The 22,728-nt window shown below is 70.9% G+C and carries 18 protein-coding genes; 10 read left to right on the top strand and 8 right to left on the bottom strand.

What is annotated here, in order from left to right; all coding sequences use genetic code 11:
• Positions 1-99 precede the first annotated feature (99 nt).
• A complete protein-coding gene (locus ACGFNN_RS27960; RefSeq protein WP_362540169.1) occupies positions 100-474 on the bottom strand; it encodes a MerR family transcriptional regulator in 375 nt (124 codons plus the stop codon).
• Positions 475-532: 58 nt separating this feature from the next.
• On the opposite strand from ACGFNN_RS27960, the gene ACGFNN_RS27955 reads away from it, so the two are divergent.
• From ACGFNN_RS27955 to ACGFNN_RS27945, 3 genes are all read left to right on the top strand, one after another.
• Positions 533-1,639: an alkene reductase gene (locus ACGFNN_RS27955; protein WP_393559950.1), complete on the top strand. Its 1,107-nt coding sequence runs from the start codon at positions 533-535 to the stop codon at positions 1,637-1,639.
• Positions 1,640-1,745: 106 nt separating this feature from the next.
• Positions 1,746-2,219 carry a carboxymuconolactone decarboxylase family protein gene (locus tag ACGFNN_RS27950; RefSeq protein WP_393559949.1) on the top strand — a complete coding sequence of 158 codons (474 nt, stop codon included), beginning with the start codon at positions 1,746-1,748 and terminating at the stop codon, positions 2,217-2,219.
• A 204-nt stretch (positions 2,220-2,423) separates the two neighbouring features.
• Positions 2,424-3,539, top strand: coding sequence for an ADP-ribosylglycohydrolase family protein (locus ACGFNN_RS27945; RefSeq protein WP_393559947.1), 1,116 nt, complete (start codon positions 2,424-2,426; stop codon positions 3,537-3,539).
• A gap of 119 nt (positions 3,540-3,658) precedes the next feature.
• On the opposite strand, the gene ACGFNN_RS27940 is transcribed toward ACGFNN_RS27945, so the two are convergent.
• Positions 3,659-5,242, bottom strand: coding sequence for a sodium:solute symporter family protein (locus tag ACGFNN_RS27940; RefSeq protein WP_393559945.1), 1,584 nt, complete (start codon positions 5,240-5,242; stop codon positions 3,659-3,661).
• 598 nt (positions 5,243-5,840) lie between these two features.
• Between ACGFNN_RS27940 and ACGFNN_RS27935 the strand changes: the two genes are divergently transcribed.
• Positions 5,841-6,254: a hypothetical protein gene (locus ACGFNN_RS27935; protein WP_393559943.1), complete on the top strand. Its 414-nt coding sequence runs from the start codon at positions 5,841-5,843 to the stop codon at positions 6,252-6,254.
• Entirely contained in the window at positions 6,251-8,617 is a 2,367-nt protein-coding gene (locus ACGFNN_RS27930; protein ID WP_393559941.1) for a tetratricopeptide repeat protein, read from the top strand. Before ACGFNN_RS27935 ends, ACGFNN_RS27930 begins: the two co-directional genes overlap by 4 nt.
• A gap of 90 nt (positions 8,618-8,707) precedes the next feature.
• Here the strand turns inward: ACGFNN_RS27930 and ACGFNN_RS27925 are convergent, their stop codons facing one another.
• From ACGFNN_RS27925 to ACGFNN_RS27915, 3 genes are all read right to left on the bottom strand, one after another.
• Positions 8,708-8,917, bottom strand: a complete 210-nt coding sequence (locus tag ACGFNN_RS27925; protein WP_393559939.1) for a DUF397 domain-containing protein — start codon at positions 8,915-8,917, stop codon at positions 8,708-8,710.
• Between the two features lie 202 nt (positions 8,918-9,119).
• Positions 9,120-9,977, bottom strand: coding sequence for a helix-turn-helix domain-containing protein (locus ACGFNN_RS27920; protein ID WP_393559937.1), 858 nt, complete (start codon positions 9,975-9,977; stop codon positions 9,120-9,122).
• A 251-nt stretch (positions 9,978-10,228) separates the two neighbouring features.
• Positions 10,229-10,948: a GPP34 family phosphoprotein gene (locus tag ACGFNN_RS27915; RefSeq protein WP_362540190.1), complete on the bottom strand. Its 720-nt coding sequence runs from the start codon at positions 10,946-10,948 to the stop codon at positions 10,229-10,231.
• Between the two features lie 195 nt (positions 10,949-11,143).
• Here ACGFNN_RS27915 and ACGFNN_RS27910 point away from each other — a divergent pair, with 195 nt between their 5' ends.
• From ACGFNN_RS27910 to ACGFNN_RS27900, 3 genes are all read left to right on the top strand, one after another.
• Entirely contained in the window at positions 11,144-13,930 is a 2,787-nt protein-coding gene (locus ACGFNN_RS27910) for a D-alanyl-D-alanine carboxypeptidase (protein ID WP_393559935.1), read from the top strand.
• A gap of 293 nt (positions 13,931-14,223) precedes the next feature.
• Complete coding sequence (locus ACGFNN_RS27905) at positions 14,224-16,062, top strand: MFS transporter (RefSeq protein WP_362540196.1); 1,839 nt, start codon at positions 14,224-14,226, stop codon at positions 16,060-16,062.
• A gap of 96 nt (positions 16,063-16,158) precedes the next feature.
• A complete protein-coding gene (locus ACGFNN_RS27900) occupies positions 16,159-17,016 on the top strand; it encodes an adhesin (protein ID WP_393560126.1) in 858 nt (285 codons plus the stop codon).
• A 75-nt stretch (positions 17,017-17,091) separates the two neighbouring features.
• Here ACGFNN_RS27900 and ACGFNN_RS27895 read toward each other — a convergent pair whose 3' ends face one another.
• From ACGFNN_RS27895 to ACGFNN_RS27885, 3 genes are all read right to left on the bottom strand, one after another.
• On the bottom strand, positions 17,092-17,853 hold the full coding sequence (locus ACGFNN_RS27895; protein WP_393559933.1) for an ATP-grasp domain-containing protein: 762 nt from the start codon (positions 17,851-17,853) through the stop codon (positions 17,092-17,094).
• 184 nt (positions 17,854-18,037) lie between these two features.
• Complete coding sequence (locus ACGFNN_RS27890) at positions 18,038-19,225, bottom strand: PQQ-binding-like beta-propeller repeat protein (protein ID WP_393559931.1); 1,188 nt, start codon at positions 19,223-19,225, stop codon at positions 18,038-18,040.
• A 145-nt stretch (positions 19,226-19,370) separates the two neighbouring features.
• Positions 19,371-19,973: a hypothetical protein gene (locus ACGFNN_RS27885; RefSeq protein WP_393559929.1), complete on the bottom strand. Its 603-nt coding sequence runs from the start codon at positions 19,971-19,973 to the stop codon at positions 19,371-19,373.
• A 395-nt stretch (positions 19,974-20,368) separates the two neighbouring features.
• On the opposite strand from ACGFNN_RS27885, the gene ACGFNN_RS27880 reads away from it, so the two are divergent.
• Both ACGFNN_RS27880 and kdpF read left to right on the top strand, forming a co-directional pair.
• A complete protein-coding gene (locus ACGFNN_RS27880; RefSeq protein ID WP_393559927.1) occupies positions 20,369-22,207 on the top strand; it encodes an APC family permease in 1,839 nt (612 codons plus the stop codon).
• A 429-nt stretch (positions 22,208-22,636) separates the two neighbouring features.
• Entirely contained in the window at positions 22,637-22,726 is a 90-nt protein-coding gene (gene kdpF, locus ACGFNN_RS27875; RefSeq protein ID WP_362540215.1) for a K(+)-transporting ATPase subunit F, read from the top strand.
• Positions 22,727-22,728 lie beyond the last annotated feature (2 nt).

The following is a 22,728-nucleotide window of genomic DNA, read 5'->3' as shown; positions in this document are numbered from 1 at the left end:
GCCCCGCACCCCGACGGGGGCGCGGGGCGGGGCGGCGTCAGCCGGTGCGCGGGGTGCCCGGGCGGCGTCAGCCGGTGCTCGTGGGGCGCCCGGATGCCGTCAGCCGCTGCTCGCCGGCTGCCCGGACGCCGTCGCGATCACCTCGTCCAGCACGTCCCTGGAGCGGCGCAGTTCCTCGATCTGCCGGTCGATGCGGTCGCGTTCCACGGAGAGGTCGCCCACCAGGCGCGGTGTGGCGATCGCGGAGGGTCCCCCGTCCTCGTCCCTGACGCAGGGCAGCAGTTCGGCGATCTTCGAGCTGCAGAGTCCGGCGGCGTAGAACTCCTGGATGCGGATGACGCGGTCGACCGCGCCCTCCGGGTAGTCGCGGTGGCCGCCGGGGGTGCGGTCGGCCGTCAGGATCCCCTGGGTCTCGTAGTAACGCAGGGAGCGTTCGCTCACGCCCGTACGCCGGGCCAGTTCGCCGATCCGCATGAATTCCTCGCCTCCGGGACTTGAACCTCACACCGGTGTCAATTCTTACGGTTCCGGCATGACGAACACAGCCACTTCCACGCCGGAACTCTTCGAGCCCGTCGCCCTCGGCCCGCTCACCCTTCCCCACCGTCTCGTGATGGCCCCGCTGACCAGGAACCGGGCCACGCCGGAGGGGGTGCCGACGCCGCTCATGGCCACGTACTACGCCCAGCGCGCCTCCGCGGCGCTGATCATCGCCGAGGCGTCCACCCCGAACCCGGTGGGGCAGACGTACCCGAACATCACCGCGATCCACAGCCCCGCCCAGGTCGAGGGCTGGCGCCTGGTGACCGACGCGGTACGGGCGGAGGGCGGCCGGATGTTCCTCCAGATCCAGCACGGAGGCCGGGTCGGCCACCCCGACACCAGCGGGCTGACGCCGGTGGCGCCGTCCCCGATCGCACTGCCGGAGACCATCCACACCCCGGCCGGACGCCGGCCCTCGGTCGTCCCCCGGGAGATGACCGCCGAGGACATCAGGACCACCGTCGCGGACTTCGCCGCCGCGGCCCGCAACGCGCGGGACGCCGGCTTCGAAGGGGTCGAGGTGCACAGCGCCAACGGCCATCTGCTCCACCAGTTCCTGGCGGAGGGCACCAACCGGCGCACGGACGCCTACGGCGGCTCCGTGGCCAACCGGATCCGCTTCGTGGTGGAGGTCGTCGAAGCCGTCGCGGCCGAGATCGGCGCCGAGCGGGTGGGCCTCAGGATCTCGCCCCGCGTCACGGTCAACAGCCTCCACGAGGGGGACACCGAGGAGATCTACCCCGCGCTCGTCGCGGCCCTGGCCGAGCGCGGCCTCGCCTACCTCCACGTGACGTACGCCGACCCCGAGGACCCCGTCTTCCGGCGGATCCGGCAGGACTGGCCGGGCACGCTGGTCGCCAACCCGGTGCTGCCGAAGGACCACATCCCCCGGGACGGCGGGCTCGCCCACGGCGAGCGGCTGCTGGCCGCCGGGGCCGATGTGATCGCGCTCGGCCGGCCCTTCCTCGCCAACCCCGACCTGATCCGGCGGATGCGTACCGGCGCGCCGGTGAACCAGGTCCGGGACGCGTACCTGATGTACGTCGGCGGGGCGAAGGGCTACACCGACTACCCGGCCCTGCCGGCCGGCGTCTGACGGGGGTGCCGGGTGAGACCCGGATCACATCGGGTCCTGTCACATCCGGCCGGGCCCGTCGGTCTGAAGGGTGTACCCGGTCGGGAAGCGACGCAGAGGAGCCATCATGGAAGCACGGGTCAACGTCTTCGGAAGCCAGTTCGCGGCCAAGTTCCTGAAGCACATCAATTCGGCCGGAAAAGCGGTCACCGACTCCGCCCTGCCGATGGCCACGCAGGAACTCGTGAAGATCCGCGCCAGCCAGATCAACGGCTGCGGATTCTGCCTGGACATGCACACCAAGGAAGCGGCCGAGGCCGGGGAGAACGCGACCCGTCTGCACCTGGTGGCGGCGTGGCGGGAGGCCACGGTCTTCACCGGCGCCGAGCGTGCCGCCCTGGAGCTGACCGAGCAGGGCACCCGCATCGCCGACGCGGCGGGCGGGGTCACGGACGAGGCCTGGGCGCGGGCCGCCGAGCACTACGACGAGGACCAGCTCCTCGCCCTCGTCGCCCTCATCTCCGTCATCAACGCCTACAACCGGCTGAACGTCATCACCCGGCAGCCGGCCGGGGAGTACAAGCCCGGCCAGTTCGGCTGACGGTCCGCCCGGCCCGCGGTGTGCCGGGGCCGGAATTCCGGCCCCGGCACTTCTTGTAAACGGTCCGTGAAAACGTGAGGAATGGCGTTCAAAAGTGCTCAGGAGCGCTAGTCCGTACATAGCGTTCCTGCTACGAGCCCCCCGTCCCCGTTCGATTACGCTGCTTGCGCAGCCGCACCGGAGGCCGGAGGAAATGGGGGCACGGTGACCACAGGAACCACCGCGGTCTGGGGCCGTGTCCAGCAGCAGGACTTCCGTAGCCGGGTCCGGGGGGCGCTGCTCGGCGGGGCGACGGGGGACGCGCTCGGGGCAGGGGTCTCGGCGCTCACCCTGGAGGCCATCCGGGCGGCACACGGCGTGGACGGCGTGAGCGACTTCGTCCCCGCGCACGGCAGACGCGGCGCCGTCACCGCGGTCACCCAGCTCACCCTCTTCACCGTCGACGGGCTCATACGGGCGCAGGTGCGCAAGGACACCGGCGCCTGGCATCCACCCACCGACGTGTACCGGGCCCATCTGCGGTGGGCGGCCACCCAGAGTGCCTGGGGACCGGACGAACGCCGCGAGGACAACGGATGGCTCGCCCGGGAGGAGTGGCTGTACACCCGCCGCGCCCCCACCCGGGAGTGCCTCGTCGGCTTCGGGGACGAGACCATGGGCACCCTCGCCGTGCCCAAGAACCCCGCGGCGCGGGACTCCGCCGCGCTCACCCGTTCCGCGCCGTTCGGGCTGCTCGTCGGCTGGGAGCCCCAGCTCGTCCTCCAGCTGGCCGTGGAGTGCGCGGCCCACACGCACGGCCACGCCACCGCCCAGCTCGCGGCCGGCGCCTTCGCGCTCATGGTGCACGGGCTGACGCGCGGGGAGACCCTCGACGGCTCGGTGCAGCACGCGCTGGCCCTGATCGCCGACCGTCCGGGCAACGAGCAGGTCACCGACGCGCTGCGGCAGGCCCTCGGTTCCGTACGGCAGGGGATCCCCGGGCCCGCCCTCATCGAGGCATTGGGCGACACGGACTCCGCCGAGGAGGTGCTCGCCGTCGCCCTGTACTGCGCCCTGGTGGGCGAGGACGTACGCCACGGACTGCGGCTCGCCGTGAACCACTCGGGGCCCTCGTCGGCCACCGGAGCGGTGTGCGGGGCCCTCCTCGGGGCGCTGCACGGGGAGACCGCGCTGCCCCCGGCCTGGCTGGCCGAGGTGGAGGGGCGCTCGACCCTCCTCGAGATCTCCGACGACTTCGCGATGGAGATGACCCAGGGCCCCGCCCTGCACAGCCCCGCGGCGGCCGCTCCCGGCTGGCTGGCCCGCTACCCGCGGGGCTGACCGGACCGCCGCGGGGCTGACCGGACCGGCCGGACGGAGGGCGGAACGCAGCGGTGGGCGGACGCCGCCGCGCCCGCCCACCGCCGTGTCCTGTCCGTGCCCCGCTCGTGGGGGCGAGGTCAGTCCCTCGCGCCCTCCGGGACTCCCGTGCTGCCCGGAGCCGGCTTCTGCGTGGGCACGGCCGCGGCCGCCGCTCCGCCGGCCGGTCCCTCGTCGTCCGTGTTGATCTGCTCGATCAGCGCGTCGCGCTCCGGGGTGTCCTCGGGCTTGATGAAGCCGATGACGATGTAGAGGACCAGCGAGATCGCGAGCGGCAGCGCCACCTGGTACTGCAGGGCGACGGTCGTCTTCACCGAACCGTCGAAGTTGTAGTTGGTGAAGTAGAAGGCCAGCAGCCCCGCCGCCCAGCTGGTGAGCGCCGCCGTCGGGCCGGAACGCCGGAACCTGCGCAGCAGACCCAGCATGAACGGGATGGCGATCGGCCCCATCAGACCGGCGACCCACTTGATGACGACCGAGATGATGTCCTTGAACGTCGGCGAGTTGATCTGGGTCGCCAGCCCCATCGACAGGGCCAGGAAGGCCAGCGTGGACAGTCGCGCGGCCAGGAGGCCGCTGCGGTTGCTCCAGTTGCGGGCGGACTTGGAGAGGACGGGTGCGATGTCGCGGGTGAAGACGGCGGAGATGGCGTTGGCGTCGGAGGAGCACATCGCCATCGTGTGGGAGAAGAACCCGACGACTACGAGGCCCAGCAGCCCGTGCGGCAGCAGTTGCTCGGTCATCAGCGCGTAGGAGTCCGAGGCGTCGGGCTTCTTCGCCTCGACGAGCAGCGGGGCGACCCACATCGGGAAGAAGAGCACCACGGGCCAGACCAGCCAGAGCACGGCCGAGAGCCGGGCCGAGCGGGTCGCGGAGCGTGCGGAGTCCGTGGCCATGTAGCGCTGGGCCTGGTTCCACATGCCGCCGTTGTACTCGAAGGTCTTGATGAAGAGGTACGCGAGCAGGAAGGTCACCGTGTACGGGCCGGCCGTCGGGCTGGTGTGCCCCTCGGGGAGCTTGTCCCAGACCGTCCACAGCGAGCTGAAGCCGCCCAGCTCGTTCATCGCGATGAACAGCATCGCGAGACCGGCGAAGAGCTGGATGATGAACTGCCCCAGCTCGGTGAGCGCGTCGGCCCACAGCCCGCCGACCGTGCAGTAGACGGCGGTGATCGCGCCCGTGATGAAGATGCCCTGGGTCAGGGTGACGCCGGTGAAGACGGAGAGCAGGGTGGCGATGGCCGCCCACTTCGCGCCGACGTCCACGATCTTCAGCAGCAGCCCGGACCAGGCGAGGGCCTGCTGGGTCGGGATGTTGTAGCGGTTCTTGAGGTATTCGAGCGGCGATGCGACGTGCAGCCGCGAGCGCAGCCGGTTGAGCCGGGGCGCGAAGAGTTTGGCGCCGATGCCGATGCCGATCGCGATCGGCAGCGACCAGGTCACGAAGGACGTGACCCCGTACTGGTACGCGATGCCCGCGTAACCGGTGAACATCACCGCGCTGTAACCGGACATGTGGTGCGAGATGCCCGACAGCCACCACGGCATCTTGCCGCCGGCGGTGAAGAAGTCGCTGACATTGTCCACGCGCTTGTGCGACCAGATTCCGATCGCGACCATCACACCGAAGTATCCGATGAGCACGGCCCAGTCGAGACTGTTCATGTGCCCCCTCCAGGGGTCCGCCTTGTGAACGGGAACGCACTTCGTCAGTAAGGCCGTTCAGCGGGGTCCCGTGCGGGAAGGGGACTTCCGGGATTGAACCGCTTGCCCGGGCTCCCGGTCAAGGTTTTCTCGATCAGGGATGTGAACGCGGATCAGCAAGCAGAACGATTTTACTCGTTCTTGACCTTGCGGGGCGTTGTCGTGAACGTGACCGCGGCCACACGATGAGCGGGCACTTCGTCAGGCTGTGCAGAGACGGACGCCGGGCCGCAGCGCCCGGGAACGCAGAAAGACCGCACGGGATGCGGGTCCCGTGCGGCATCGGAAGGGGGAGATCTGCATCTACGAACGGGCCTTGGCCGCCGAGCGGTCAGCACCCTGCTCCCGCCCTCCGGAAGAGACAGAATTCGCCGACAACCGCCAGGCGCTCGGGCCTCCCGGCGGCTGTCCCAGGTCGCAGTCGTGGGAGGCCGCAACGCCCGCGCAAGTGGGGTCCGAGGCCGCAGGCGTTCATTGCGCCTGACAGTGGCGATCCATCACACATAGTGTGGATGCCCTCTTCAGGTGCCGCACCGGCGCCGACGGACAGGGGGCGTGTATGGACGCACAGTTGATCGAGCTGGCACGGACCGCAGGGGCTTCGGTGGTAACTCTGATGGCCACCGACGCATGGGAGAGGACACGGGACGGTCTTGTCTCGCTCTTCCGGCGGACCGATCCTTCGCGTGCCGAAGGCGTTCAGGGGGAACTGGACGCGGCCCGCGACGACCTGCTCTCGGCCCGGGACACCGGTGACGAACTGACCGAGGGAGAGCTCCGCGACGCTTGGACGGGCAGGATGAGGCGTCTGCTCGTCGAACGTCCGGACATCGCAGAGGACTTGCGCGCATTGCTGTCGGAGCTGGATCCCGGGGCGAAGGACGCGCCCCAAGGCGTGCACCTGCGTGCCGAGGCGTCCGGGAGCGGTCGCGTCTACCAGGCCGGGCGCGACCAGCACATCACCGAACGGTGAGCGGGACGCTGCCCGGGGACGAGTACCCGGTGCATGGCAGGGCCTCGGGGCAGGGCCGCGTCTACCAGGCGACCGGCGACCAGTACGTCACCGAGAACCACTACCACGAGGCTCCGGACGCGAGTTCCTCCCTCTTCGGCCCTGCTCTGCGGCGAACGGTGCTGCGCAGGCAGACGGGCCCCGGGTCCGCCCTGGCGGCGCCGGACTCCGTACGGACTCCGCTCGTGGCGAGGGCTCCGAGGATCCTCAGGGACCGTGTCGAGTTGATGGGCAGGCTGCGTGACGCGGTGGGAAGCGAGAGCGGTGGAGTCCACGTGCTCCACGGAATGGGTGGCTGCGGCAAGACCACCGTGGCGCAGAGTCTCTTCAACGAGGTGACCGGCCAGGGTGGCCGCATAGGCCTGTGGGTAAATGCCTCCGAGCGTGCCACTCTCCGCGCAGGCATGCTTGCCGTGGCCGCCGACCGGGGCGCGGAGACCGCCGAACTTGTCGCCGCTCACGACGGCCGGCGCGCATCGGCCGATCTCGTATGGCACTACCTGAACCACTCGGCGCAGCCTTGGTTTCTGGTTCTCGACAACGCGGACGATCCCGTCTTCCTCGAAGAAGGCGCGTGGCTCAGATCCAGTCCGCAAGGAACTGTCGTCGTGACCACGCGCGTGGGAGGCGCACGTGTGTGGAGCGGAGCCGAACTCCACCAGGTCGGTGTGCTGCCCGTGAAGGAAGCCGCACTGGTGCTGCACGACCTCGCTCCGGGAACCGGCACGCCGCTCGAGGCGGAAACCCTCGCCCGGAGACTCGAATGCCTCCCTCTCGCACTGTCTTTGGCCGGATCCTTTCTGTCTCGACAGCTTCTGGAGAACTGGTCCATGACCGAATATCGGCGGCACCTCGACGAGAACCCCACCGAACTGATCGACAGGGGGGCGGAGTCAGGAAGTCCGGAGGGTAATGCCCGGCAACTCGTGGGGCGCACCTGGGAGATCTCCCTGAATGCCCTCGCCGACGACGGGATTCCCGAATGCGAGTCGCTGCTCCGTCTGCTCGCCTGCTGGAGCAGCGACCCGGTTCCCCTCTCCCTGTTGCGGCCTCTGTCGACGGGTGCAGTTGATCTGGGGTCCTTGGAGCCGCCGCTTCCGGGAGAGAGGGTGGAGGCTGCGCTCCGAGGGCTTCTCGACCATTCCATGATCTCGATGGTCGACGCAGAGGACAGGGGCGTCGTCGTGCGGTGTCTCAAGACGCACGGGATTCTGCTCGACAGCGTCCGGGCCGCCATTCCCGGTGACCAGTTGCAGCCGCTGATCAAGGTAGCGGCGAGGCTGCTCGATTCCGCGATCCCCGAGCAGCCGGGCGGTGAGGCATCGGGAAGCCACATCCGCACGCTGATCCCGCACACGACGAAGCTGCTGGGGCTGGTGACGGGGCCTGATGCCGGCGCCACTGTGGTCGGACTGGCGAACTCACTGGCCAGGCACATCTTCCACGACAGTGATTATCAGGCGTCCCTGCACCTCTCCCAAGGTGCCCTGCAGGTGGCCGAGACGCATCTCGGCGTGGATCATCCGCTTACCCTCGACGCCGGTCATCACACGGCCCTGGCCCTTTTCAGGGTGGGAAAGTACGAAGAATCCGAAGCCATGCACCGCAGGGTCCTGGACGGGCGGAAGAGGGTATTTGGCGAGGAGGATCGCGACACGTTGGAGAGCTTCCTCTCCGTGCATGAGCCACTCAGTCAGCTGGGTCGGACGGAGGAATGCATCGAAGTGCTGAGAAAGGCCCAGGAAGTACGGTGCGCAACTCTGGGCGAGAATCACCCGGACACTCTTATGATCCGGTCGCTACTCATCGAGTACCTGGCTGTCGCCGGGATGGCAGAGGAATTCGATCGCGTCGCGCCCGAAACAGTGACTGCCTGTGAGGAATTGCTCGGCTGTGATTCCTTGCCGACGGTCACCGGGCGGCACAATTTTGCCTTCGGGCTGCACCGTTTCGGCAGGTACGAGGAGGCGGAGCCTGTCGCCCGGAAGGCTCTGGCCGAACGTGAGCGTCTGCACGGCCCCGAGCATGCGCAGACGCTCTCGGCGACGATTCTCCTGAGCTGGATCCTGGCAGAGCGCGGAGCGTTGGAGGAATCGATCTCCCTGGCCAGGCGCGCCGTGGGCGGACAGGAGCGAACGCTCGGCCCCGAGCATCCGTACCTGCTCGCCAATCGGGCCGGGCTCGCCGCCTCGCTGGCGGCCTTCGGTCGGGCGGCCGAGGCGCAGGAGCTCGCGCGACTGAATCTGGCGGTCTGTGAGCGCGTGCTGGGCGCGGACAATCCGGTAACGGTGCAAACCCGGAGTCTGCTGACGACTCCTGAATGAGCGGCGACCCTCTCGGCCAGGACGGCGAACCAGTCGAGAGGGTGTGGCTGGATGCTGCCTCGTGGGCGTCAGCCGGCCCTTCCTCCGGCCTCAGTGCTGGGAGGCCCGGCTGACGTCCTGCAGGAATGCCGACCAGGTGCCGGAGGTGAAGTCGAGAACGCCGGTGCCGGGGTCCTTGGAATCACGTACCGCCACGGAGCCGTACACCCCGGCGACAGCCTTGACCTCGACGCAATCCCCATTAACGGCGGAATAGGATGACTTGGTCCATTCTGTGAGCTTTCCATGCTCCATCAGCATGCCTCCGATGATTGCGTCGGCCGTTGGGCCCCGGTTTGCGGTCGCTGCGAGTCAGCGACTCCACGGGTGACGCTACGCTGCGGAATCTTCGAAGGAGAGCGCCGTTCACCCCTTTGGGTGAATCGCTAAGGGTGGGTCTTCCGGGGTGGGGTGACGGAGGTCTATATTTCGCTCTTCCCTTTGCTGGGTGGCGATTAATTACTTATGCGCCACAGCTTTCGGCGGCCGCGACGATGAAGTCCCGCGACTGCTCCGCGCTCAACGCCTTGGCCCGGAGGTGCTCGTACATGACGGCGTAGCTCTGGACGTCGTTGGCCTTCTCCAGGTACAGATCGCTCGTGACCCCTTCGAGGTACACGACGCTGGCATCCATCGCCTCGTGGAACTCGAGGATGGCGAACTTTCCGTACATGCCGGGATGCGCGCCCACGTCGTAGGGGAGCACCTGGAGAGTCACGTGCGGGAGCTCGCTCAGCTCGGCGAGGTGCATCAACTGGGCGTGCATCGTCTGAGGGCTGCCGACGATGCGGCGCAGCAGCGCCTCGTCGATCACCGCCCAGAAGCGGAGCGGGTTGACCGGGTCGGTGAGCCGGTCCTGACGCTTGAGCCGGATCTGGATGCGCTTGTCGATCTCGCTGGGCGTGGCCTCGGGCCACATGCCCTCGATCACCGCTTGCGCGTACTCGCGCGTCTGGAGCAGTCCCGGAACGATCAGGGATTCGTACACGCGGAGGGACGCCGCGTCGGTCTCCAGCCCGATGTAAACGCTGTACGGGATGTCGCCGAAGGCGTGCCACCAGCCCTGCTGGCGCGAGTCCTTGGCCATCTGCATCAGGGAGTCCACGACGCGGTGGTCCTCGACCTCGTACACCCCGCAGAGGTCGCGTACGTCGCGCTGGCTGATGGAGCGCCGGCCGTTCTCCAGGCGGCTGATCTTCGACTGCGACACGAGCAGGCGCTCCGCCACCTCCTCGGCCGTCATGCCCTTGATCTCGCGGAGGCGGCGCAATTCCTGGCCCAACCGGCGTCGCCTGACGGTGGGATTGACGTTGGTCGGCACGGGAACGGCACCTCCGGATATGCGGCAGTTGTAGCTGTGTGTATCTACTGCTCAGCAGATTGCCACCCGGCCACCCGGGTTCGCTGGGAAATCGCCACACGCATCCACGTCACCCGGTACGCACGCGAAAAAGCGCGGGGCAGCCGGTGGATCCGGCTGCCCCGCGCCTGGTGCGGCTCCCGAACCGGGTCATGGGGACGACGGTGCGGCGGTGTTCGGTTCTCCGCGCAGGTGTCCGCGCGGTCGTGCTGTCAGTGGACGGAGGTGTGCGCCATGCTGCCGCGCCGCGCTTGCGCTTGCGGCTGCAACGGCACGCCGGCCGCCTGCTGACCACGGCGTGGCTGGACGGCCACACCGTTCTGGACGTCCATCACGGCGTGCGCGACGAGACCGCCCATCGGGTCGTGTCTGATCAGGTCCCGGAGCCGGGAGCGCGATGAACGCCCCTCGTTCCCGGGGTACAGGTGCTTGCCGAGACCGACCGCGTGGGCCAGTGCGGCGAGCGCCGCGGTCCGCGGGTCCGGCGGTACGCCGGTGCGGATCGCACTGTCCAGCCGGGACCTGATGTCCCGGCTGACCGCCGTGTCCGTCGCCTGGTAGCGAGTCGTCGGCAGCACTCCGCACATCTGGCCCGCCACGGCATGAACCATGCCGCACCGCTCCAGATGAGCGAGATAGATCTGGCGAAGTCCCAGTCGGGGCCCGCCGATCCAGTGGACCGCCCGAACCGGACTGCCACGACGGCGCAGCAGTTCCAGTGCGGAGTCCAGAGTCGGATCTCCTGTCGGCCGTGGCATCACCACGGCGATACGATCCCCGTCAGGGGCTATCCGTCCTGCCAGAGCCAGCTCCACTAGCTGTGCCCCGGCCAGGCCGAGGTCGAGCGACTGCGGCTGCGCTGTGGTACCCGTTGTCGGGTCCAGAGCGAGCAGCAGAAGCTCCTCCGGAATTGTTCTGCGGCTCCTGCCCATCCATGCCTCCCCGCGTGGATGAATGACAGGGTGACCCCTCTCACATTGGTCTGTCGAGGGTGCCTGGGTGCTTTGTGAGGGAACCGTTAGGTATGTCGTTCTCGTCTTGCGGTTCGGCCAACGGTTCACACAGGACACTGGTAGATGGTTCGGACAGTGCGGGCATGGCCCCGTGGCGCATCAAGGAGGTAATCGGTGGCGGGCGAGTCCCCCGACAAGTCGGAGCAGCGGAAGTCGTCGGGGACGGCTGAGGAACGCGATCCGCGTTTCGCCGTGTTCCGTGAACCGACGGCCGGGGCGGGCGGGAAGACCGAGGGCGGGACCACCGGCGCCGTGACAGACACGGAGACGGCCGTCTTCCGCCTGCCGGACTCCGGTTCCTCCGACGCGCCGGAGGGCGACGCGGAGCGCGAGAGCGCCTCCGAGAGCCCTGAGAGCGCTTCTGAGGCCTCCGGAGAGGCGGAGGGCGCCACGGAGCCGCGGGACGCCGCCGGAGCGGCTGCGGGGGCGCCTCAGGCGCCCGAGGGCGAGGACGCCGCCGAGGCGGACGGCGCCACCGTGGATCCGGAACCCGAAGCGGAACCGGTTGCGGACGTCGCCGACGCCGAGGCGTCCGACGCGGAACCCGCCGAACCCGCCGCGTCCGACGAGCCCGCCGCGTCCGACGCCGACGACCGTTCCGAGGACGAAGCCGGCCCGGACGCCGGGTACGGCTCGGACGCGGACGGCGGCGCATCCGGCGACGGGACCGACTCCGAGGCCGCGCCCGAGCAGGGTTCCGGGGCGGAGCCGACGCCCACCGACGCCCGGCTCCGGGACGTCGTCGCGGCGTGGGTGGCCACCGGACCCGAGGGAGAGACCACGGACGCGGAGGCGGACGGCGAGGGCCGGGACGCCGCCGGCCAGGACGGCGACGAGGGTGACCGGCCCGCCGGTGGTGCGGACGAGAACCGCACCGAGGCCGAGGCGTCCGACTCCGTCGCGGATTCGGCCGCCGATGCCGAGGACGTCGCCGAAGACGTCGCCGAGGATGCCGCGTCGGCCGACGACGCCTCCGCGGTCGACACCGACACCGACGCGGCTGCCGACGCCGACGCCGACGCCGACACCGAAGCCGCCACGGACTCCGACACCGACGCGGCTCCCGACCCCGACTCCGACGCCGACACGGCTGACGATGCCGTTCCGGCCGCCGCCTCCGGGAGCGCTGTCCGCGTCCCGAAGACCCGCGAGGAGAGCTCCCCGGCCGAGCACGCGGAGAAGTCCGCGCAGGCCGGCAAGGCAGCCGAGGCGGAGTCCGCCGAGGACGCCGGGTCCGAGGAGGACGAGGACGCGGAGCCCGTGGGGGACGGGCGAGGAATCGATCATCCGACCGCCGTCTTCAAGGCGGTGCGGGCCGATCAGATCGACCATCCGACGACCGCGCTGAAGCTCCCGGCGAGGACCACCGCGGAGGCGGAGAAGACGGAAGCACCGCGGAAGCCCGCGTCCTGGGGGGCCAAGCCCTCCGGCGCCGCTCCCGAGGCGCCCGCCGAGCGGACCAGCAAGTTCGTGCCGCTGCGGTCGGACGACGTCCGACCCGAGCCGGTGGTCGGGCCGACCGTCACCCCCGACGTGACGAGCGGGGGACCCGCCGCCGGCTCGAACGCCGGGGCGGGGCTCACCGAGGCCGAGCGGACCAGGCAGCAGCCCATGCCGCCCAAGCCCCCGCTCGACCTGCTGGCCGAGCTCACCAACACTCCGCCGCCCCCGGAGACCCCGGTCCGTACGGCGGTCCGGCGCGTCAAGATCTGGACGCCGCTCGTCCTGCTGGCCCTGATCATCTTCGCGATCGCACAGTCGGTGCGCCCGCTCCCCGACCCGACACTGACGATGTCCGCTTCGCCGACGTACACCTTCGGCGGGGACGAGCTGGAGATGCCCTGGCCGGCCGAAGGACAGGGCGCGGTGGAGGTCGAGGGCGTCGGCACGATCGGGGCCTACGGTAAGGAGAAGTCCGCGCCGATCGCCAGCATGGCGAAGGTCATGACCGCCTACGTGATCCTCCGGGAACACCCGATCACCGGTGACCAGACCGGCGAGAAGATCCAGGTCGACAAGCAGGCGGCCGACGAGTCGGGCAACACCGACGAGTCGATGGCCCGCATCCAGGAGGGCGACACCTACACGGAGCGCCAGATGCTCCAGATGCTGATGATCCCCTCCGGGAACAACGTGGCGCGTCTGCTGGCCCGCTGGGACGCCGGCTCGGAGGAGGCCTTCGTCGACAAGATGAACAAGGCCGCGGACGACCTCGGGATGACCAAGTCGACCTACACCGATCCGAGCGGTCTGAAGTCGTCCACCATGTCGACGCCCGCCGACCAGATCAGCCTTGGCAAGGCGGTCATGCAGAACGACATCTTCCGCGAGATCGTGAACATGCCGCAGGCCGACATCCCCGGCGTCGGCAAGATCTACAACAACAACACGATCCTCCTCGAGGACGGTGTCAGCGGTATCAAGACCGGCTCGTCGACCCCCGCCGGAGGCAACCTGCTCTGGACGGCCGACACGGTCGTCGACGGCAAGTCCCGCCGGATCATCGGCGCGGTGATGGGCGCCGACACCGACGGCACGCTGTACGCGAAGCTGGACCGGGCGATCCAGAACAGCCTCAAGCTGATCCAGGCCGCCCAGCGGGGCGTCGACTCCGCGGCCGTCGTCAAGAAGGGCCAGGTCGTCGGGTACGTCGACAACGGCTTCGGCGGACAGACCCCGCTCGTCGCCACGAAGGACCTGAAGGCCGTCGGCTGGGGCGGGCTCGAGGTCGACGTGGAGCTGACCGACGGCGGCAAGGTGCCGGCCCACCAGGCCGACGCGGGCACCGTCGTGGGGGAGGTCTCTGTGGGCAGCGGTACCGGCAAGGTCTCGGTCCCCGTGGCGCTGCAGAGCGCCATGACGGAACCGGGCTTCGGCGACAAGCTGACCCGCATCACCTGACCGGCCCTCCGCGAACGCTGGCCCCTTCCCGGCCATGACCGGGAAGGGGCCAGCGGGTCCCGGGCCCTGTCCCGCCACGCCGGATGAATTGCGACGGCCCGTCCCGGCCCGGGAGCGGTCCGTCGATGGACCGGCGCGGCTGAAACGGTGCGTGCTAGCGTCCGGGCAACGGGCGGACGCCGGGACGCGTCCTTCCCGGTACGTACGAGGCCGGTACGAACGAGGCCCGTACGGCGGCCAGTGCAGTACACCGACGGTTCGGCAGGTCCGGGCAAGGACTGGGGAGGGTCGTAGTGACCACCGCTGAGCCGACGCGGGCGAACGAGAGCCCGTTCGTGAAGCCCGCCGCGGAGCTGACCGTCCGGATCCCGGCCCAGGCCGGCCCCGGCGGCGGCGAGGGCGCCGACCGGCCGACGCTGCGGGAGCGCGTCGCGCGCCACCCCGTCCTGCTGACCGCCGCGGTCGCGGCCACCGTCCACCTGATCTGGTTCTTCTTCTTCGCGAACAGCGGGGGCGACATCGCGGCCCAGGACGCCTGGTCCGAGTTCGTCGGCCGCCACCCCGGAACCGCGTACAACCTCGCCTGGTACGGGGGCATGCACCCCGTGTCGTACAGCGTGGTGTCGCCCTACCTGATGTCGCTGCTCGGCGTCCGTACGACGATGATGATCGCCGGCACCGTGTCCTCGGCGCTCACCGCCCTGATCCTGGTGCGGGTCCCCGCCGTCCGTAACCCCCTGGCGTGCGCGTTCGCGGGGGTCTTCGCGTACCTCTGCAACGCCCTGTCCGGCAGGGTGACCTTCGGGCTCGGCATGATGTTCGCGCTCGGTGCCGTCGCCGCGGTCTTCTGCTGGCCCCACCGCTGGCGGTACAAGCGGTGGGCCAAGGCCGTCGTCGCCGCGCCGCTCGCCGCGCTGGCGACGGCGGGCAGCCCGGTCGCGGGGCTCTTCCTCGGGGTCGTCGCCGCGGCTCTCTTCCTCAACAAACGGCGTCCGGGGGCGTACGCGGTCGGTCTGCCCCCCGTCGCGGTGGTCGTGCTCTCCGCGTGGCTGTTCCCGTTCTCGGGCACACAGCCGATGGCGCTCGGGACCCTCTCGCTGCCGTTCCTGTACTCCGTCTTCGTCTTCTTCCTGGTGCCCCGGGACTGGCACACGGTCCGTACCGCCGCCGCGGTCTACGGCGTCGGGACGCTGCTGACCTATGTGGTCGACTCGCAGATCGGCTCGAACGTGTCGCGCATGGCGATGCTGTTCGCCGGCGTCGTCCTGCTCGCCGCGCTTCCCTACACGAAGCGGCGCACGCTCCACTGGTACGCGCTGCTCGTCGTCTTCGCGGGGCTGAACTTCTGGATCGGTTTCAAGGGGGTTGACGACATCGTCCGTACCGCCCCCACCGCCTCGTGGAACCGTGAGCTCGCCCCGCTGGTCAACCAGCTCCAGAAGGTCGACGCGGAGAAGGGCCGGGTCGAGGTGGTGCCGCCCAGCAGCCACCGGGAGGCCTCGGCGCTGGACACGTACGTCAACCTGGCCCGCGGCTGGAACCGGCAGGCCGACATGAAGCGCAACCCCCTCTTCTACGACGACACCCTCGACGCGGTGAACTACCGCGCGTGGCTGGACCGCTGGGCCGTCCACTACGTGGTGCTGCCGACCGGGAGGCCCGACCCCGGCGGCGAGCAGGAGGCGGCGCTCGTCGAGAAGGGGCAGCCCTATCTGAAGGCCGTCTGGAGCGACGCGAACTGGAAGCTCTTCCGGGTCCTGGACCCGGCGCCGCTCGCCGATCCGCCCGCGACGGTCGAGCGGGCGGAGGACGACGAGCTGACGATCCGCGTGCAGTCGGCGGGACGGGTCCTCATCCGGATCCCGTACAGCCGCTGGCTGGCCGTCGTCGACGCCGAGGGCCAGGGGGTGGAGCGGCCGCAGGAGACCGAGGAGTCCAAGAAGCGTTCCGCGCAGGACAGCGACGCCCCGAAGGACTTCACCAACGTCCACGGCTGCCTGATCAAGGTGGAGGAGGACGGCGACGGCGACGAGTGGACCGAGCTGCTGGCCCCGCGCCCGGGCGTCTACCGCCTCGCGGCCCCGTACCAGCTGCGGCCGGGGACGCCGTGTCCCGAGGAACTGCGCCAATAGTGCGCGAACCCTCCCTCAGGGCGGGCGGCACTGGCAGGGTGTGCTGCCATGAGGTGCCAACATTGCGGCGGCGAACACGCCGGCCCGCTGCCGGGCATGGCCTGTCCCGGATGCGGTTCCGTGGACCGCTCGCCTCGCGGCGGCGCGCTCCGGACCGCCGGGGGGACGCCGGCGGGCAGGATCTCCGGACTCCCCTCGCGGCGCAGGGCACGGGCGTCGGCAGGCGCGGTGCTGGCCGTCGGCGGCCTGGCGACGGCGGTGTTCCTGGCGTCGGCGGGGCCAGGGGATACGGGGCCGGAGGCCGGGCGAGGGTCCGGCGCCCTCCCCGTACCGGCGGGCGGCGGTGCACCGACCAGGATCGGGGCCGGGGAGCCCGGCCCGTCAGCCGTTCCCGCGACGGGGGAGCCCGGCCCACCGGCGGGACCCGCGACGGGGGCGGGCCGCTTCCGCTTCGCACAGTGGGCCGGGCCCGGTTGCGGGACCGGGACGTACACGGAGCACGGGCGCTTCGAGAACGGTGACGCTGGCTGGTACACCGTCGAGCCGGGCGGATTCGACGGGGCTTCCTGCGACGGCAGGTTCAGCGCCGTCCCCATGTCGGGAAGCCCGGGCAGGGACCGGGGGAGCAGCGCGGTCTGGTCCTGGCACCTCGGAGACGGGTTCGGGGAGTGCGCGCTGACGGTCTTCGTGCCCAGCAGCGTCCGGGACAGGGACGTGGCGGGCGACCCGACGGTCTACCGGGTGCTCTCCGACCCGCACAACCCGGACTCGGCCTACACCGGGTTCGCGGTACGGCAGCCCGAGCACCGCGGTTCCGCCGTCGACGCGGGGACCTATCCCGTCAAGGGGGACACCTTCGCCGTGCAACTCGTCGACCGGGGGCGGGACTGGGGCGACACGGCCCTCGTGGGCGCGCACCACGCCGCGGCGCAGCTGAAGGCGTCCTGCCGCTGACCGGCGTCCGGTCGGACGGCGGTCCCGGACGCCTCCCGGCGCGCGGCCATGGTGCTTTCCCGGGTGTGGCGCCCGTCAGCGCACGAACGCGGCGTCCCGCTCGGTGAGGAGGGCGGCGGGACCTGCGGCCCTGAGCACCACATCGAGCGCGCGCTCCGGATCCGACTTGTAACAGCCACTGGCCCAGGCGGCGTTGGCCTCGACGACCATCCAACGGCCCGCGTCGTCGAGGCCGACGTCCACGACGATCGCGGAGGGCAGGGAGTGCCCGGCGGCCGCCAGCAGATCCGCGCCGAACGCCTCGGCGGAGGCGGACAGCGGGGCCAGGGCCGGCCGCCCGGAGTCGGCGTACCGGCTGCCGGTGTGCACCCGCCCGTCGAGCGCATACAGGCGGTACTCCGCTTCCAGGGTCACGACATCGCTCACCAGCACCACGGTCTCCGGGTCGACCGCGTCGGGGCCGGGCAGCCGTGACCCGTCCGTGTAGACCAGGGCCGGAATGCTCTTGTCGTTGGGCGACTTGACGAAGGCCGGGCGGCGCAGCGCGTACGCCTCGCGGATCGGCACGGCGCGTATCTCCCGGCGGACGAACGCGTCGGGCAGCCCGGCCAGCCAGTCGGCGGGGGCTTCGAGCGGCGCGATGCCCAGCGCGGGGGCGACGGCGTCGGCGAACGAAGGACCCGCGTGCAGATGGACCGGCGTGCGGGGGCAGCCGGCGGACAGCTCCGCCGGAACTGTTTGGTCCGTCAACTGCACGACGGGCAGCCCCCGTCGCTCGGCCGTGTCGCGGAGAGTCCGGGCGGAGGCGGTGAGACGGGGCGGGAGCACGAGGGTCATGAGCCCGGATCCTGCCGCAGCGGAGGCGGTCGGCCCACCGGATTTCGCCGGACGTTCGATGAGTCCCGGCCGTCCTGCCGGACCAGCGGTCCCGCACCCGCCTTCGACCGCGCTGGTCCGGTCCGGCCCCAAGGTCCCGCCCCCGAGCCGGGGTGGCCGCCGGAGGTGGCGGCCACCCCCTTGCTCACTGCCCGTAGGCGACCACGAGGTCGTCGGCGGGAACGATCACGAGACCGCCGCCCGCGCCCAGGCCGGTCAGCGGCTGAGAGACGTTGTGCTCGTCGGGCTCGTTGATCGGCGCGCCGACGTCCGTGGACCAGACGGGCTGCCCGGTGGCGCCGTTGAGCGCCCACAGCTGCCCGGTTCGGGAACCGACGTAGACGTAGCCGTTGACGACGATCGGCGCGGTGCTGATCTCGCCGTCACCCTCGAACTTCCATCGCGTCTCCAGGGTGCGGCTGTGCCGCTCCGTGAGGACGCCCTCGTCGACGAAGTAGCCCTGGCGGCCGTCGAAGGCCGGGGCGGGTGACCAGCCGGCGGCGTCGTACGTGCCGCGGACCGTCCCGGTCGCCGCGTCGAGGACCGAGGGGGTCATGCCCGCGTCGTCGCGCACCCAGAGCCTGCCGTCGGCGAGTACGGGGGTGCGGCCTCCGCCGCCCGAGCACTCCGTGTCGTGGTGCCAGACCGGAGCGCCCGTCGCGGGCGCGAAGGCGTAGGTCTGCTCGCAGGCGTAGGAGACGTAGACCCCGTTGGCGTCGACGGCCGGGGAGCTGTTGTCCCCGTTCGCGACGTCCTGGGTCCAGACCACCGAACCGTCCGAGGCCTTCACCGCGTACAGGGTCCCTCCGGAGCCCGCTCCGCCCGTGTACACCATGCCGCCGGAGAACGTGGGCGGCGAGGTGAAGGAGTACTGCCCCGGGAGGGAGATGCTCCAAATCTTCTTCCCGGTGACCGGGTCGAAGGCGGTGAGCTCGCCGTCGTAGGTCTGGGCGTAGAGCCTGCCGCCTCCGTAGGCGAGCGCCGACCACCAGTACGTGCCGCCGAGGTCGACAGGGGCCCAGGTGTCCTCGCCCGTCGCCGCGTCGAGGGCGTGGAGCACGGTCCCGTACCCGTCGGTGGAGGAGACGGTGACGAACACCCGCCCGCCGGCCACCACGGGGTAGGAGACGTCACCGCCCAGATCGCGTGACCACTTCCGGCTGAGCGGCGGCGCCCCCACGGCGCCGTCGACCAGGCTGCCGTTGTGTCGTGCGTTGATCTGGTAGGTGGCCGATGTACCGGTCGGGGCGGTCTGCGCCCCGGCAGGTGCCACCAGTGTGACGACGGACAGGGCGGCACCCAGCAGGACGCCTAAGGTTCTTCGGAGCTTCACGTGTTCCTCTCCCCACGGTCTTCGCGTCGCGTCGGCGACGCGCGTGCGGCGGTCCGGTCGCTGACCAGGGGATCCGCCGCAGGGGTCATGTTCCCTCGCATGGTGAACAATTGCCTTCTGTTTCCTGTCAGTTGGTGATCAGGCGTCAACGGTCCAGCCCTGGGCGCTCGTCCTGCGGCCGAGGCCCCGTCGCCTCCTCCAAGCCGGAGAGTGCGAACACCGCCCGCGCCGTCTCCCGGTCGATGCGGGCGCCCAGCCGACGCAGGGCCGGCCCGCCGCGGATCAGTGACCCGCGGTCCGCGGAGAGCCTGGCGTCCTCGGCCAGCCGGTACCAGAGCCTGGGATCGGCGATGAGAACCTCCGGATCGATCTCGACCCGGCCACCGAGGGAGTCCCGCAGCACGAGGCGGCGGGTGAGGCCTTCGGGGACGTGCACGGACACCAGGAGATCGGTGCGCACGGCCCGCGCGCGCACCAGCCCACGGCAGACCAGCCGCCCGGGGGCCGCGGTCACCCGTGGCGGGTACAGCACCGCGAACAGCAGGAGGGCGAGCCCGCTCCACAGGACCGTCCGGCCGGAGGTGAGGCTTTCCGCGGCCCTGTCGATGAGCAGCAGCGCGAGGAGGAGCGCGATCGCTTGCCGAGCGGCACTCCGCAGCTCCTTCGTCCGGTGTGCGTAGTGCGGCGTCCTGGCGGGCGGCAGCGCTCGGGCACCGGCCGCACCGCTCGCGTCCTCGCGGCGTCCCATGGCCCGACCCAAGCAGGCGGGCGCCGCCCGGGGGCAGGCCATGACGTTTCCCTGACGCGGTCCGTGCGTGTTCCTGACGGTCCTGGACGAGCCGTCGCCTGGCGCGTCGTATGACGCTCCGTCGCCTTCCGTGCCGTATCAGGTGCTTCACGCCGGTGTCCTGGGTGCGGAGTGCTGGCCCCGTGACGCCCGTCGTTCTGGCCGGACGTGAGTCAGCGGAGCGTCAAAGTCCGCCGTCCGGGCGCGAAGAACGCGCCAGGGAAAGGCCCGACGCGGCAGAGGAGCACGCAGCCTGGGACCACCCCGGATCCCGCGCCTCCCCGCCGGTCCGGGCCCGATCCCCGCCCGGAGCCGGACCCGGGCGGGTCGCGACCCCCGAGAAGGAGACCAGTCCCATGACCGTTCTGACCAGCGAGCCGGATTCGGCGCCCGCGCCCGAGGAACCGCCCGATACCGGCGAACGCCACCGGCTCACCGCCGTCACCGGACTGGCGGCCCTGTCCCTGGACGCCATGGCCTCGGTGGCGTACGGCCCGGAGGCCATCGTCCTGGTGCTGGCCGCCGCCGGTGCGCACGGCCTCGGCTTCACCCTTCCGGTGACGCTGGCCATCGCGGCGCTGCTGGCCGTGCTGGTCGCCTCCTACCGGCAGGTCATCGCCGCGTTCCCGGACGGTGGCGGCGCCTACGCCGTCGCGAAGAAGCACCTGGGCCGACGCACCGGCCTGGTGGCCGCCGCGTCGCTGGTCCTCGACTACGTGCTCAACGTGGCCGTCGCCGTGACCGCCGGCGTCGCCGCGCTGACATCGGCCTTCCCCGCCCTCCACGAGGACCGGCTCCGGCTCTGCCTCGCGGTCCTCGTCCTGATCACCGCTGTGAACCTGCGGGGCATCGTCGATTCGGCGCGGCTCTTCATCGTGCCCACCGTCGTCTTCGTCGGATCGGTCCTCACGCTGATCGCCGTCGGCCTGTTCAGGTCGGCCCCGGTGAGCACCGCGGCCTCGGACGGACACGCGTCCGTGCTCGCGGACGACGCCACCACGGTCGGCGCGCTCCTGCTGAAGGCGTTCGCCTCCGGATGCAGCGCCCTGACCGGTGTGGAGGCGATAGCCAACGCCGTGCCCGTCTTCCGTACGCCCCGAGCCAGGCGGGCCCAGCACGCCGAGGTCGCCCTCGGCGCCGTGCTCGGCGTGATGCTGATCGGCCTCTCCGTGCTGATCTCCCGCTTCCACCTCCAGCCGGTCGAGGGCGTCACGGTGCTCGCCCAGCTCACGGACGCCGCGCTCGGTCACAACGCGGCTTTCTACGTCGTCCAGTTCGCGACGACGATCCTCCTGGCGCTCTCCGCGAACACGTCGTTCGGCGGGCTGCCCGTGCTGCTGAAGCTGCTGGCCAGGGACAACCACCTGCCGCACGTCTTCGCCCTCCAGGCCGACCGCCAGGTCCACCGGCACGGTGTGCTCGCCCTCGCCGCGGTCTCCGCCGCGCTGCTGCTCTTCTCGGGCGGCGACACCAACACCCTCGTGCCGCTGTTCGCCATCGGGGTCTTCGTGAGCTTCACCATCGCCCAGGTCGGCATGGTCGTGCACCTGCGCGGGGAACGAGGGCGCGGGTGGAGGGGCAGAGCCCTCCTCAACGGAGTGGGCGCCCTGCTCACCGGGGTGTCGGCCGTCGTGGTGACCGCGACCAAGTTCCAGGACGGGGCCTGGCTCATCGTGATCGCCCTGCCCCTGCTCGTCGTCGCGTTCGAGACCGTCCGGCGAGCCTACGGCCGTATCGGGGAGCGCCTCGGCATCGGAGAGGTCCCCGAGCCCCCGCGCCGGGCGCGGTCCGTCGTGGTCGTCCCGGTGTCGGACCTGACCCGGCTCACCTGCGAGGCGCTGAGCGCCGCGGCCTGCCTCGGCGACGAGGTACGGGCGGTGAACGTCGTCCACCCGGACACCGAAGACCGCGCCCGCTCGTACGAACTGCAACGCGCCTGGGCCCGGTGGGACCCAGGCGTGGCCCTGGCCCTCGTACCCTCCGAGCGCCGGTCCCTCGGGCACCCCGTCGCCGCCTATGTCCGCGAGACGAGGAGAGCCGATCCCGGCACCCGGATCACCGTGCTCATCCCGGAGACCGAGCCCGAGCGGTGGTGGCACCGGCTGCTGCAGAACCGGCGCGGAGCGGTCGTCGCCCGGGCCGTGCGGCGCGAGACCGACGCCCTGATCTGCCGGCTCCGCTTCCGCCTGCCCTGACGGCTCGCGGACGAGGAGCCAGGCCCGCGAGGGGGCGCCCGGCGTCCGGTGGGCGGCGTCCGGCGGCGTGGGCGGCTCCCGGGTGGGGCGGCCACCGGGGAGCCGCGGGAGTCCTCAAGGCACCTGACGCTCCGGGAGGCCCCGTGGCCTCGGGGCGCTCCGGGCCCGCCGTCGGCCCACCCCGCCGGAACCCCCTCGTAAAAGAAGCATCAAGGCCGCCCCCGCCGCCGTAAGGGAGCCATCAACGGCGGCGGCATCCAGCCCCGGAGGCGCTTTCCTCTGTATGTCGGATCCTCTTCCGCCACATCTCATCTCATTCCCCCGCATCTCATCCCACTAGGAGCACGTGATGGCCGACGTGGCCTTCGTCGTCGTCACGATCGCGGTCTTCGCGTTCGTGGCTCTCGTCGCCAAGGGAGTGACGAAGCTGTGACCGTGGACAACGTGGTCGGCCTGATCGTGGCCGTCGCCCTGCTGGGCTATCTCGTCCTCGCCCTGATCTACCCGGAGAGGTTCTGAGA

Source organism: Streptomyces sp. NPDC048590, from assembly GCF_043199535.1.
In the GTDB taxonomy this organism is placed as follows: Bacteria; Actinomycetota; Actinomycetes; order Streptomycetales; family Streptomycetaceae; genus Streptomyces.
The sequence above is the reverse complement of the archived record's forward strand: the minus strand, read 5'-3'. Positions and strand labels throughout refer to the sequence as shown.